Annotated in this window: 12 protein-coding genes, 1 tRNA gene and 1 pseudogene; 8 read left to right on the top strand and 6 right to left on the bottom strand. The window is 71.6% G+C overall.

Annotated elements, in window-relative coordinates; genetic code table 11:
• The first annotated feature begins 48 nt into the window (after positions 1 to 48).
• The 5 genes from moaC to ACFY0D_RS32120 all read left to right on the top strand — a co-directional run bounded on the left by moaC (position 49) and on the right by ACFY0D_RS32120 (position 3,111).
• Positions 49 to 528 (top strand): cyclic pyranopterin monophosphate synthase MoaC, encoded by a 480-nt coding sequence (gene moaC, locus ACFY0D_RS32100; protein WP_030012065.1) that lies wholly within the window; start codon positions 49 to 51, stop codon positions 526 to 528.
• Between the two features lie 80 nt (positions 529 to 608).
• The gene (locus ACFY0D_RS32105; RefSeq protein WP_390801513.1) at positions 609 to 1,130 is read left to right on the top strand and encodes a molybdenum cofactor biosynthesis protein B; all 522 of its coding nucleotides are present in this window, start codon (positions 609 to 611) and stop codon (positions 1,128 to 1,130) included.
• Between the two features lie 17 nt (positions 1,131 to 1,147).
• Entirely contained in the window at positions 1,148 to 1,756 is a 609-nt protein-coding gene (locus tag ACFY0D_RS32110; RefSeq protein WP_314250661.1) for a GNAT family protein, read from the top strand.
• A 180-nt stretch (positions 1,757 to 1,936) separates the two neighbouring features.
• Positions 1,937 to 2,959, top strand: coding sequence for a hypothetical protein (locus tag ACFY0D_RS32115; protein WP_390801466.1), 1,023 nt, complete (start codon positions 1,937 to 1,939; stop codon positions 2,957 to 2,959).
• 78 nt (positions 2,960 to 3,037) lie between these two features.
• Positions 3,038 to 3,111, top strand: a tRNA-Ala gene (locus ACFY0D_RS32120).
• Between the two features lie 318 nt (positions 3,112 to 3,429).
• Here the strand turns inward: ACFY0D_RS32120 and ACFY0D_RS32125 are convergent.
• From ACFY0D_RS32125 to ACFY0D_RS32140, 4 genes are all read right to left on the bottom strand, one after another.
• Positions 3,430 to 3,741: a hypothetical protein gene (locus tag ACFY0D_RS32125; RefSeq protein ID WP_390801467.1), complete on the bottom strand. Its 312-nt coding sequence runs from the start codon at positions 3,739 to 3,741 to the stop codon at positions 3,430 to 3,432.
• Entirely contained in the window at positions 3,738 to 4,829 is a 1,092-nt protein-coding gene (locus tag ACFY0D_RS32130) for a polymorphic toxin type 44 domain-containing protein (RefSeq protein WP_390801468.1), read from the bottom strand. The genes ACFY0D_RS32125 and ACFY0D_RS32130 overlap by 4 nt, the downstream gene beginning before the upstream one ends.
• An 85-nt stretch (positions 4,830 to 4,914) precedes the next feature.
• Positions 4,915 to 5,235, bottom strand: coding sequence for a hypothetical protein (locus tag ACFY0D_RS32135; protein WP_390801469.1), 321 nt, complete (start codon positions 5,233 to 5,235; stop codon positions 4,915 to 4,917).
• Positions 5,236 to 5,524: 289 nt separating this feature from the next.
• Positions 5,525 to 6,511, bottom strand: a complete 987-nt coding sequence (locus ACFY0D_RS32140; protein ID WP_390801470.1) for an aldo/keto reductase — start codon at positions 6,509 to 6,511, stop codon at positions 5,525 to 5,527.
• 129 nt (positions 6,512 to 6,640) lie between these two features.
• On the opposite strand from ACFY0D_RS32140, the gene ACFY0D_RS32145 reads away from it, so the two are divergent.
• Positions 6,641 to 8,011 (top strand): CoA transferase, encoded by a 1,371-nt coding sequence (locus ACFY0D_RS32145; protein ID WP_390801471.1) that lies wholly within the window; start codon positions 6,641 to 6,643, stop codon positions 8,009 to 8,011.
• 136 nt (positions 8,012 to 8,147) lie between these two features.
• Here ACFY0D_RS32145 and ACFY0D_RS32150 read toward each other — a convergent pair whose 3' ends face one another.
• Positions 8,148 to 8,645 (bottom strand): GNAT family N-acetyltransferase, encoded by a 498-nt coding sequence (locus ACFY0D_RS32150; protein ID WP_390801472.1) that lies wholly within the window; start codon positions 8,643 to 8,645, stop codon positions 8,148 to 8,150.
• A gap of 38 nt (positions 8,646 to 8,683) precedes the next feature.
• Between ACFY0D_RS32150 and ACFY0D_RS32155 the strand changes: the two genes are divergently transcribed.
• Positions 8,684 to 9,487 carry an exodeoxyribonuclease III gene (locus tag ACFY0D_RS32155; RefSeq protein WP_390801473.1) on the top strand — a complete coding sequence of 268 codons (804 nt, stop codon included), beginning with the start codon at positions 8,684 to 8,686 and terminating at the stop codon, positions 9,485 to 9,487.
• On the opposite strand, the gene ACFY0D_RS32160 is transcribed toward ACFY0D_RS32155, so the two are convergent.
• Positions 9,469 to 10,164 (bottom strand): MerR family transcriptional regulator, encoded by a 696-nt coding sequence (locus ACFY0D_RS32160; RefSeq protein ID WP_390801474.1) that lies wholly within the window; start codon positions 10,162 to 10,164, stop codon positions 9,469 to 9,471. The genes ACFY0D_RS32155 and ACFY0D_RS32160 overlap by 19 nt on opposite strands.
• Before the next feature lie 194 nt (positions 10,165 to 10,358).
• Here ACFY0D_RS32160 and ACFY0D_RS32165 point away from each other — a divergent pair.
• Positions 10,359 to 11,838: pseudogene (locus ACFY0D_RS32165) on the top strand (flavin-containing monooxygenase); the annotation flags it as partial.
• Positions 11,839 to 11,991 lie beyond the last annotated feature (153 nt).

Raw genomic sequence — 11,991 nt, forward strand, 5'->3', positions numbered from 1 at the left:
GTCGCACCACACAGGCTCCCCGGGAGCCCAGAGCGGAGCGGCGCAGCAATGAGTACCGAAAGCAGGCTCACCCACATCGACGAGGCCGGCGCGGCCCGGATGGTCGACGTGTCCGGGAAGGACGTCACCACCCGGACGGCACGGGCCAGCGGACGGGTACTCGTCGCCCCGCGGGTGATCGAGCTGCTGCGCGGCGAGGGCGTCCCCAAGGGCGACGCCCTCGCGACCGCGCGCATCGCCGGGATCATGGGGGCGAAGAAGACCCCCGACCTGATCCCGCTGTGCCACCCGCTGGCCGTCTCGGGCGTGAAGGTGGACCTGCGGGTCGCCGACGACGCGGTCGAGATCCTCGCCACCGTGAAGACGACCGACCGCACGGGCGTCGAGATGGAGGCGCTGACCGCGGTCGCGGTCGCCGGCCTCACCGTGATCGACATGGTGAAGGCGGTCGACAAGGGCGCGGTCATCACGGACGTCCGGGTGGAGGAGAAGACCGGCGGCAAGTCCGGCGACTGGGCGCGCTCGTGAACGCCCCGCGCGGCGGCGAGGTCCACAGCCACAGCCACGGCCACAGCCACGGCCACAGCCATGGCGCCGCCGCCGAGGCCGTGGGCTCCGCGCAGCCGCTGGGCCGGGCCCTGGTCGTCACGGCCTCGAACCGGGCCTCGCAGGGCGTGTACGCCGACAAGGGCGGCCCGCTGCTGGCCGAGGCGCTGCAGGAGCTCGGCTTCACCGTGGACGGCCCGCGGGTCGTCCCGGACGGCGATCCCGTCGAGCAGGCGCTGCGCGAGGGCGTGGCCGCCGCCTACGACGTCATCCTGACCACCGGCGGGACCGGGATCTCGCCGACCGACCGCACCCCGGACGCCACCGCGCGGGTGCTGGACTACGAGATCCCCGGCATCCCGCAGGCCATCCGCGCCGAAGGCCTGGCGAAGGTGCCGACCGCGGCCCTGTCCCGGGGCCTGGCGGGCGTGGCCGGACGCACCCTCATCGTCAACCTCCCCGGCTCGACGGGCGGGGTGCGCGACGGCCTCGCCGTCCTGGCCCGCGTCCTGCCGCACGCGGTGGACCAGATGCGGGGCGGCGACCACCCCAGACCGGCGGCACCCTCCGGGAGCACGAGCTGAACGGCCCGACCTGGCCGGTGGTCCTGTCGGACGGCGACGTCACGCTCCGGCCGATAAAGCTGCGGGACCAGAAGGCCTGGCGCGAGGTCAACCGGCGCAACCGCGACTGGCTCCGGCCGTGGGAGGCCACGATTCCGCCGCCCGCGCCGTGGGGGCCGGTGGTCCAGCGGCCCACCTACCGCCAGATGGTCCGCCACCTGCGGGCGGAGGCGAACGCCGGCCGGATGCTGCCCTTCGTCATCGAGTACCAGGGCCGGCTGGTGGGCCAGCTGACGGTCGCCGGGATCACCTGGGGCTCGATGTGCGCGGGCCACATCGGCTACTGGGTGGACCGCGAGGTGGCGGGCCGCGGTGTGATGCCGACGGCGGTCGCGCTGGCGGTGGACCACTGCTTCGGGAAGGTCGGCCTGCACCGGATCGAGGTGTGCATCCGCCCCGAGAACATTCCGAGCCGGCGGGTCGTGGAGAAGCTGGGCCTGCGCGAGGAGGGGCTGCGGCCGCGCTATCTGCACATCGACGGCGCTTGGCGCGACCACCTCGTCTACGCGGTGACGGTCGAGGAGGTCCCGGAGGGGCTGCTGCGCCGCTGGCACCGTGCGCGCCACTCGCAGTCCCCGCCGAAATAGCGGGGACCGCCCGGACCGCCGATAAACGAATATCTGTTCGAATTAATGGCCTCGGGTAACCGATTCGCCCATAACCTGATCCGAAGAATCACAAAAAAAGTCCGTGATATCAGCGAGATCGCGCGACACACCGGCCCAATTGGCCGATCCCCTCGGCCGCGCCCCTCTACGGTGTGAGGTGTGAGCAGCAGCGGCCTCATCTACGCAGTCATTGTCGGGGCCTGGGCCGCCTACTTGGTGCCCATGTGGCTCCGGAGGCAGGACGAGCTGAACGAAGCCCGTCCGACGGAACGCTTCTCCACTGCCATTCGGCTGCTTTCCGGCCGGGCGGGAATGGAGCGCCGTTACGCCAAGGGGCTGCGTGAGCGTGGTGACGACCAGGCGGAGCCCCACGCGGACCCGGACGCCGCGACGGAAACGGTTGATTCCGTCGACGCCGACGCCCGGGCCTTTGCCGTGCCCCCGACCAGGGCGGAGCCGAGACCGGCCACCGCCGAACGGGAGCAGCGGGCGGAGCGGGCCCGGCGCGAACAGCGGCTCCAGGTCCTCGCGCGCCGCCGGCGCACCACCGCACTCCTCTTCCTGGTCTTCACCCTCGGCGCCGTCGTCGCCGCGGTGGGCGGCCTGCGCTACCTGTGGGCTCCCGCCGTTCCCGCCCTGCTGCTGAGCACGTACATCGTGCACCTGCGGGTCCAGGAGCGACGGCGCTACGAGTTCACCATGGACCGGCGGCGCGCCGAGGCGGCCGCGCGGCAGCTGCGGGAGAACCGCCCGAGCCGCCGTGAGCCCGAGGCCGCGGCGGGCACCGAACCGGACCCTGCGCCACCGGTTTCCCCGCAGGAGGCCGGACGGCGCGCACTGGTCGAACAGACCGACCACGCCGAGTGGGTGGACCAGCAGCGCGAGCGCGAACGCGGCCCCGCCCGCGGTGACAGCTGGGAGCCGGTCCCGGTCCCGCTGCCGACGTACGTGACCGCCCCGGTGGCCCCCCGCGCCACGGGCCCGGCGGCCCCGGACGCCTGGAGCGCGACCCGCTCCAGCACGGCCGAGCCGACGGAGCCCCGCCTGCGCGCCCAGCCCGGACCCCCCAAGCCGGAGCCGAAGCCCCAGACCACCCCGCGCCCGCGCGGGCAGGGCAAGGGCCGCACCCCGCTGTTCGACCAGTACGAGGGCGAAGACCGCCCGCGCGCCGCGAACGAGTGATCGGTGACCTGCGCGGACGCTCCGGGATATCGGTTTTGGAGCACCCGCGCGGGGATGCTAATGTTTCACACGTCGCAAGGGCCTGTGGCGCAGTCTGGTAGCGCACCTCGTTCGCATCGAGGGGGTCTGGGGTTCAAATCCCCACAGGTCCACAGACGACAGTTCGCGAGTAGCTCTCGTGAACGTCACGAGATCCCGTCCGGTCGAAAGACCGGGCGGGATCTCGGCGTTTGTGGCGCTTGTCCGAGGTGACGTCCGAACGCGGGCCGGGCCGCGGGTGGCTGTCCGGCAGCGCGACAACCACCTCCGGTACGTCCGTACGGACGCCCCTTCGATGCCGCCGACGCGAGAGAGCCGCGAACGCGTCGATCACCTCGTTGCGCAACCACGCATCCGCAGGGCCACGACATCGGCATGGCCGGTCCCCGCTGGGGCCCACAGCTCGGCGCATCACCGCGTCCGGGTCCTCGTCAGCAGCGGTAGCCGTCGGGGACCTGGAGGAGAGCCACAAAGATCCACACCATGACCGCGGTGCCGACCGTGCCGCCCAGGAGCGCGACCGTGAGGTTCCATCGTCCTACGTACCCGATGAGCACCCCCCACCACACGGTTGCCGCGATCGCGAGCAGGGCTCCGTAGAAGGCCAGCGCGAGCCCGTTGGCCGCGCCGTTCACCCCTACGTCGCATGCCCGCCAGGCGGCTGCCAGCAGCACCGACCCGAGCACGCCAGTGGCCAGACCGGCCACGGGGGCGACCGCGCAGCCCCACTGTCCCCGCGTCACTTCGGGTTCCTGACCTGCGGAACGTTCTCGCCATTGCGCTGCGCTTGTTCCATCCGGTCCATCGCGTCGTTGATCCCTTGCCGGAGCTGTTCCTCGGTCAGGTCGTCGCCGTACTTGTCGTAGAGATCCATGCCGACGCGCATGGTGATCTGATCGCCTTGGTCGTCGTCCCCGGTGAGCAGCGTTTCTCCAAGGGAGGCACCCTTGATCAAAGTGTCCGCGTCGAAGCCGGCCGCCCGGCCGACGTATCCGTAGTGGACGTTGGAGTAGATGTCGTAGAAGACTTCGCGGTTCGTTCCGGGCTGCTTGAAGTAGTAGTCGTCAAGAGTCTGGAGGTCGTACCGCTCCTGGAGCTGCGGCTTGTGGTCCCAGTCCTGCCCCGGGGCCACCTTCACGCCCCACATGGTCAGTGCCGCGTTGATGTCGGAACCGTAGTTGCGCCCGAATTCGTACCACTCGGGTTCGTCCAGCAGGGAACGTATCTGCCCGACCGTGTCCGACTTTGCGTTCCGTTTCATCTCCTCGAAGATCCACTTCTCGGCGTCGGTGAACTTCTGCTCGCTCCGCGCCGACCCCGTCGGCGGGATGACGGGACTGGCCGAGGCGTTGAACCCCCCGATGGTGCCGTCGAGGGCGTTTCCGTCGACGACCACGGCTTCGAGCGCTTGCTTGACGGCCTTGTCGAACTCGTCCACCGCCCTCACCGCCGCGGCGATGTGCGTGGTCCAGGACTGCTCCACGCTCTTCAGATCCGGGTCGCGCCGCAGCGTCCGCGCTTGAGCCGGGTCCTGGACCCGCGTGAAGTCGAAGGTCGCACGTCCCTCTGCCGAGACCGCCATGCCCGCGGCCACGGCGTCGTCCCGCGCCGATTCGACCTTCTTCTTCAGGTCCACGAAACCGGTGTGCGCGTCCGTCAGGAGCTTGGCCACTGCCTTCGCCTCGGTCTGCGCGGACTTGTACTCGCGCCGAGTCGTCGCGAACTTGGTCTGCGCCGCTTCCACACTGAACCCGAGCCAGTTCTGACCCAGGGTGATCTTCTGGACCGTCTCCCCGTAACGCTCTTCCACCTTCGACAGATCAGCGGCCATGGATTGCCACTTTTCGGCAGCTGTCGTCAGGACGCCGAGGTCAGTCGTCATGACTTCCTGGTATGTCAACACGCGCCCGATCCCCCTACAGTCCTTCGAGCTTGGATTTCGCTCCCAGCGCGCGCAGTTCGTCACCCGTGCGTACGTCGTTCTGCACGAACAGGCCCGAGGTGCCACGCAGTGAGGTCTTTTCGGCGCTCAGGCGTCCCATCAGCATCTTGACCTGCTGGTCCCAGGTCTCCGTTAACTTCTTCAAGCCGTAAGCCGTCTCCCAGCCGCCAAGGTTCCTTGCCGCCGCGCTCGTGTTTTCCTTCGCACCGTCGGCGGCCTTCTTGGTGTTGGGCTCCAGCTCGGTCTCGATGGTGTTCGCGGCTGCCTTCTTCTCCGCCGGCGTCGAGCCGAACACGCTTCCGCCTCCCGGAACCAGGGAGCCGGCCGGTCCACCTTCCGCGCCGTTCAGCCTTGTTCCCGTGCCTTTTGCGTCTCCTGACATGCTCATCCTCCCCAGTTCCCCTGGTTTGGATCGTAGGAGGCCCCCGCGCCGCAGCCAGAAGTACGGCCAGAGGTGTCCGTAAACAGCCGTCGGGCGCCCCAGCACCTTGAAGGCGAATGAACCACCGGACGCCGTTCAGTGGCCTACGGTCGCGACCACATGTCCGACCGGTCAGCTCGGACGGGATCTCGGCGTTCGTGGGTCAGTGCGCCGCGTCGAGGCGGGTGCGCTGGGCCGGGGTGAGGTCGAGGTCCACCGCGGCCAGGCTCTCCTCCAGCTGGTCCACCGACGAGGCCCCGACCAGGGGGAGGATCGGGATGTCGCCGCCCATCAGCCAGGACAGCACCACCTGGTTGACGGTGGCTCCGGTCTCGGCGGCCACCTCGCGGACCGCGCGCAGGCGCGGCTCGGTACCCGCGTGGTCGAAGCCCGGACCCAGCGGCTTGTCCTCGCGGACGTAGGCGCCGGCGATCAGCGGGGAGTACGCGACCTGCGTCAGCGACGGGTTGTCCCGCAGGTAGCTGAGCAGGTCGCCGCCCACCAGGCCCTGGTTGCCGTCGGGCGAGCGCAGGCTGGGGAGGTCGGTGCGCTGGCGCAGGTAGCTGTGGTGGTGCTGGAGCACCTCGTAGCCGGGGACGCCGGCCGCCGCGGCCAGCGCGCGGGCGCGCTCCACCCGCCAGGCCCAGTGGTTGCTCGCGCCCAGCAGGCCCGCCGTGCCGTCCGCGACGACCTCTGCGAACCCCTGGACCGTCTCCTCCAGCGGGGTGTTCTCGTCCATGATGTGCGCGTACAGCAGGTGGATGCGCTCGATGCCGAGCCGGTCCCGGCTGCGCTCCGCGGACTCCCGGATGACCTTCGCGGACAGCCCCTCCACGTCCAGACTGAAGCCGCTGGTCGGCTGGTTGGGGCGGGCTCCCAGCTTGGTGGCGACGGTGATGCCGTCGCCGACGCCACGGCTGCGCAGCCAGCGGCCGACCAGTTCCTCGCTCTCGCCGCCCTGGGTGCCGTTGACCCAGAACGCGTAGTTGTTGGACGTGTCGATGAAGGTGCCGCCCGCCTCCACGAAACGGTCGAGGATCGCGTACGACGTGGCCTCGTCGACGGTGGTGCCGAAGGTCATCGTGCCGAGGCTCAGCACACTCACTTCGCGGCGGGTCTCGACGGCGGTGCCGATGACGCGGTACTTCACGGTGATGCCTTTCGGTTCAGGGATGTCCGGCCCGTAGGCCGGCCGCACAACGTACCTGACACCTCCGGCGGGGCGAACTGCTCATTGCCACGGCTCTGTTGGGAGGGTCGGTCGCGCGAAGATGCGTTCATGACGATCGGTGAGGAACGAAGCAGCGGGACGGCCCAGGCCTGGGAGGCGCTCGGCGGGGCGCCCGAGCTCGTCGGGCGGGTGCGCTACCGCGGTGCCGGCGACCTGGGGGAAGGGCCGCTTCCGGTGGCCGAGTTGGCGCGCGGGACCGTCGGGGTGTGCGGGCTGGCCGCGGCCGAGCTGGCCGCGGTGCGGGCCGGGGGCGGGGCGGAGGACGTGGCTCCGCTGGTGGTGGACGAGGGCGCGGTGGCGACGGCGTTCGTCAGCGAGCGGCACCTGCGGGTCGAGGGGCGCACGGCGGTGACCTTCGCGCCGTTGTCCGGCTTCTGGCGGACGTCGGACGGCTGGGTGCGCACGCACGCCAACTATCCGCACCACGAAGCCGCGCTGGTACGGGCGTTGCGGCTGCCCTCGGCGACACCGGCGGCGGTGAGCGGCGCGGTCGCGGGGCGCGCCGCCGTCGAGGTGCAGGAGCTCGTGTACGGGGCGGGCGGACTCGCCGTCGCCGTGGCACGGGAGTACGGGGAGCCGCAGCCGCTGGTGGAGCCCGTACGCGTGACAGGGGCGCGGGGACGGACCCTCGGCGATGCCCCGGCCGGCCGGCCCGCCACGGGGGTACGGGTACTGGACCTGACCCGGGTCATCGCCGGGCCCGTCGCCACGCGCACGCTCGGGCTGCTGGGGGCGGACGTGCTGCGGATCGACCCGCCGCGGCTGCCGGAGGCGGACGATGCGTACGCGGACACCGGCTTCGGGAAGCGGTCGGCGCTGCTGGACCTGGCGGAGGCGGGGGACCGGGCCGTCTTCGAGGGGCTGCTCGCCGAGGCCGACGTGGTGGTGACGGGCTACCGGCCGGGCGCGCTGGAGCCGTACGGGCTCGGGGCGCGGCAGCTGCTGGAACGGTGGCCGGGGCTGGTGGTGGCCGAGCTGTGCGCGTGGGGGTGGCGGGCGGCGGAGCCGTGGGCGGGGCGGCGGGGGTTCGACTCGCTGGTGCAGGCGGGGTACGGGATCGCCGCCGCGTGTGCCGGGCCCGACGTGAGGCCCGGGGTGCTGCCGGCGCAGGCGCTGGACCACGGGACGGGGTACCTGGTGGCGGCCGGGGTGCTGCGGGCGCTGGCGGAGGGGGGCGGGCGGGGGCTGCGGTTCTCCCTCGCCGGGACGGGGTCGTGGCTGGTGCGGGGGCTCTCCCGAGCGGGGGCGGGGGCGGGTGCGGGTGCGGAGGCGGGGGATTCGGGGTATGCGGCGGAGCCGTGGCTGCGGGTGACTCCGTCGGGGTACGGGGTGCTGCGGCACGCCGCCAGTCCCTTTGGGGAGTGGGGGGTGGGGCCGTCCCGGTGGGGGACGGACCGGGCCGTCTGGCTCCCGCGGTAGGGGTGGGGCGGGTGCGGCGCCGTGCGGGGGCGCTGCCCCGGGCCCCCGCGCCTCAAGCTCCCCCAGCTACCGCTGGGAGGTGCCCCCTGGCGGGGCTGAGAGGCGTCGGCGGGGCTGGTTGGGGCGGGAGGGGGGATCAGGCGTCGGTCAAGGGCTTCGTCATGCAGCGGCTGGAGTCGTGGAAGCGGTAGTGGCCGAACTTCGCGGACAGGGTGTAGCCCGAGGAGAGGTACAGGGCTATCGCCTCCGGCTGCTGGTCGCCCGTTTCGAGGACCATGCGGTGGCGGCCCGCCGCGCGGGCGTCCGCCTCCAGGACCGCCAGGATGCGGCGGGCGAGGCCGAGGCCCCGGGCCTCCGGGACGACGTACATGCGCTTGAGCTCCGCGTCGCCGTCCGCGTAGCCGTGGTCGTTCTCGTCCTGGGTGCGCCAGCCGCCGCTCGCCACCGGGGTGCCCGTGGCGTCGTACGCCAGCAGGTACAGGCCGTGCGGCGGGGCGAACATCGCCGGGTCCAGGAAGGTGGCGTCGCCCTCACCGTCGTACCGCTCCTGATACTCCAGCTGGACCTGGTCGTTGAGTTTGACCGCGTCCGGGTGGTCGTACGGCACGGTGCGGAGGTCTATCCGGTGAGACATTCGAATATCGTACGGAACCCTCCCGCTATGGTGCTGGGATGCTCACAGTGACCTCCGTGAATGTGAATGGGATCCGCGCCGCCGCCAAGAAGGGCTTCGGCGCGTGGCTTGAGGGATCCGACGCCGATGTGGTCTGCCTGCAGGAGGTGCGGGCCGAGGAGGGGCAGATCCCGGCCGATGTCCGGACCCCCGCGGGGTGGCACACCGTCTTCGCGCCGGCCGCCGCCAAGGGGCGGGCCGGGGTCGCGCTCTACACGCGGCGGGCGCCCGAGCGCGTGCAGGTCGGGTTCGGCAGTGAGGAATTCGACACCGCCGGGCGGTACCTGGAGATCGACCTTCCGGGTGTGACCGTGGCCAGCCTCTACCTGCCCTCGGGTGAGGCCGGGACGGAGAAGCAGGACGAGAAGTACCGGTTCATGGGGGAGTTCCTGACGTACCTGGCGGCGCTCGGGGAGCGGGCCGCCGCCGACGGCCGCGAGGTCGTGGTGTGCGGTGACTGGAACATCTGCCACCAGGAGGCCGACCTCAAGAACTGGAAGACGAACCGCAAGAACGCGGGCTTCCTCCCCGAGGAGCGGGAGTGGCTCGGCAAGGTGTACTCGGACGCGGGCTACGTCGACGTGGTGCGGGAACTGCACCCGGACACCGAGGGACCGTACTCCTGGTGGTCCTACCGCGGGCGGGCCTTCGACAACGACGCCGGCTGGCGGATCGACCTCCAGGTGGTCACCCCCGGGCTGGCGGCGAAGGCGGTGAAGGCCTTCGTGGAGCGGGCCGAGACGCACCCCGAGCGCTGGTCCGACCACGCGCCCGTGACCGTGGTCTACGAGCTGGGCGTCTGACCGGAGTCCGTGCCGGAGGCCAGTAGGCGGTCCATCGCCATCGTCAGTTCGGCCTCGACCACGCTCTTCGCCAGCGGGCGCAGCCGGGTGAGCGCGTCCGGTGCCATGTGGGCCGATATCAGCTCGGTGAAGAGCAGGGCCATCGCGTCCGCGTGCTCGCGGACGCGGCGGCCGGTCTCCAGGACGGCCGCCAGCGGGACGCCCTCGCGGACCAGGGCCGAGGAGACGTCCAGCAGGCGGCGGCTGACGTGCACGATCGCGTCGCCGTCGACGGCGACGTAGCCGAGGTCCAGGGAGGCCGCCAGGTTCTCCGGGGTGACCTCGCCCTCGAAGTAGTCGGCCAGCGCCTCCGGGGTGAGCCGGACCGGGGTCTCCTCGGACCAGCCGATGCCGAGCAGCTCGCCGAGCTGGCTCACGTCGCGGCCGTTCTCGAAGGCGGCGGTCAGCTCGGCGATGCCGCCGAGGGTGTGGCCGCGTTCCAGCAGGGCGGCGATGGTGCGCAGCCGGGCCAGGTGATGGTCGTCGTACCAGGCGATCCGCCCTTCGCGGCGGGGCGGCGGGAGCAGTTTGCGCTCGCGGTAGAAGCGCAGGGTGCGGACCGGGATGCCGGCCGCTTCGGCCAGTTCCTCCGTGCGGTACTCGCGCACCGTCTTCGCTCGCGTCTCTTCCTTCGCCACAGACGCACCTTATGGCGTACCGGCAGTAACTTTCCGGGTCGGACCCCTACCCATGGGTACGGGGCTGCTCTACCCTCCCGATTGTGCCAGTGATTGCTGGCAATGTTTCGATGGTGCGTTGCGGTGCGGCGTTGCGGTGCGTGGCTGGGACTGCGGATGAGCGGAAGGCGGCGGGCATGGGTGGCACGAGTGGCATGGGCGGACGCGAGCACGTACGGGTGGCGGTGATCGGGTCCGGATTCGGCGGACTCGGCGCGGCCGTACGGCTGCGGCGCGAAGGGATCACGGACTTCGTCGTACTGGAACGGGCCGACTCGGTCGGCGGCACCTGGCGCGACAACAGCTATCCCGGGTGTGCGTGCGACGTGCCCTCCCACCTCTATTCGTTCTCGTTCGCTCCCAATCCCGACTGGCCGCGGACCTTCTCCGGGCAGCCGGCCATCCGCGCCTACCTGGAGCACGTCGCCGACACCTTCGGACTGCGCCCGCACATCCGGCTCGACTCCGAGGTGCGGACGATGCGCTGGGACGCGGACGAGCTGCACTGGGAGATCGAGACCTCGGCCGGATCGCTTGCCGCCGACGTCGTCGTCTCCGCGACCGGGCCGCTGTCCGACCCGAAGATGCCGGAGATCCCCGGGCTCGCCGAGTTCCCGGGCAAGGTCTTCCACTCCGCGCGCTGGGACCACGACTACGACCTGCGCGGCAAGCGCGTCGCCATGATCGGTACCGGCGCCTCCGCCATCCAGATCGTGCCGGCCATCGCCCCTGAGGTGGAGCGCCTCACCCTCTTCCAGCGGACCCCGCCGTGGGTCATGCCCCGTACCGACCGGTCCATCACCGCCGTGGAGCGCTGGCTCCACCGCCAGCTGCCCTTCACCCGGGCGGCACGGCGCGGGCTGCTGTGGGGGATCCGGGAGCTCCAGGTCAGCGCCTTCACCAAGCGCCCGAACCAGCTCGGCCTGATCGAGTCCCTGGCCAAGGCCAACATGGCGCGCTCGGTCAAGGACCCGGTCCTGCGCGCGAAGCTGACGCCCTCCTACCGGATCGGCTGCAAGCGGATCCTGCTCTCCAGCGAGTACTACCCGGCCCTGGCCCGGCCCGATGTGGACCTGGTCGCCTCCGGGCTCAAGGAGATCCGCGGCTCGGTGCTGGTCGCCGCCGACGGGACCGAGACCGAGGTCGACGCGATCATCTTCGGCACCGGCTTCCACGTCACGGACATGCCGATCGCGGACCGGGTGGTGGGAGCGGAGGGCCAGACCCTCGCGGACGCCTGGAAGGACGGGATGCAGGCGCTGCGCGGGGCCACCGCCGCCGGCTTCCCCAACTGGATGACGATCATCGGGCCGAACACCGGACTCGGGAACAGCTCGATGATCCTGATGATCGAGTCGCAGCTGAACTACATGGCCGACTACCTGCGGCAGCTCGCCCTCCTCGATGGAAGCAGCCTGGGCGGGAAGGTCGCGCTCGGCGCCCGGCCGTCCGCGGTGAACCGGTGGAACCGGGAGGTGCAGGCCCGGATGGAGCGGACGGTGTGGAACACCGGCGGCTGCACCAGCTGGTACCTGGACGCGCAGGGGCGCAACACGACGGTGTGGCCGGGCACGACGGGGGAGTTCCGCCGGGAGACGCGGAGCGTCGATCTGGCGGAGTACGAGGTCCTGCGGGTGGGGGAGCGCGAGCGGGTCCCGGTGGCGGTTTCGGCCGCCGCCGTGGGGGCCGGTGCGGCGCCGCTGCCGGGGGCCCTGCCCCCGGACCCCCGCGCCTCAAACGCCGGCGGGGCTGAAAGGGGCGCCTCAAACGCCGGCGGGGCTGGAAGGG

This window comes from Streptomyces sp. NPDC001502, assembly GCF_042894785.1.
GTDB lineage: Bacteria > Actinomycetota > Actinomycetes > Streptomycetales > Streptomycetaceae > Streptomyces > Streptomyces kutzneri.

Bases quoted from the DNA above. Each gene is read 5' to 3' on its own strand.
- ACFY0D_RS32150 (WP_390801472.1), bottom strand. From the start codon at position 8,645: ATGTCTCACCGGATAGACCTCCGCACCGTGCCGTACGACCACCCGGAC.
- ACFY0D_RS32155 (WP_390801473.1), top strand. From the start codon at position 8,684: ATGCTCACAGTGACCTCCGTGAATGTGAATGGGATCCGCGCCGCCGCC.
- moaC (WP_030012065.1), top strand. From the start codon at position 49: ATGAGTACCGAAAGCAGGCTCACCCACATCGACGAGGCCGGCGCGGCC.
- ACFY0D_RS32130 (WP_390801468.1), bottom strand. From the start codon at position 4,829: ATGGCCGCTGATCTGTCGAAGGTGGAAGAGCGTTACGGGGAGACGGTC.
- ACFY0D_RS32145 (WP_390801471.1), top strand. From the start codon at position 6,641: ATGACGATCGGTGAGGAACGAAGCAGCGGGACGGCCCAGGCCTGGGAG.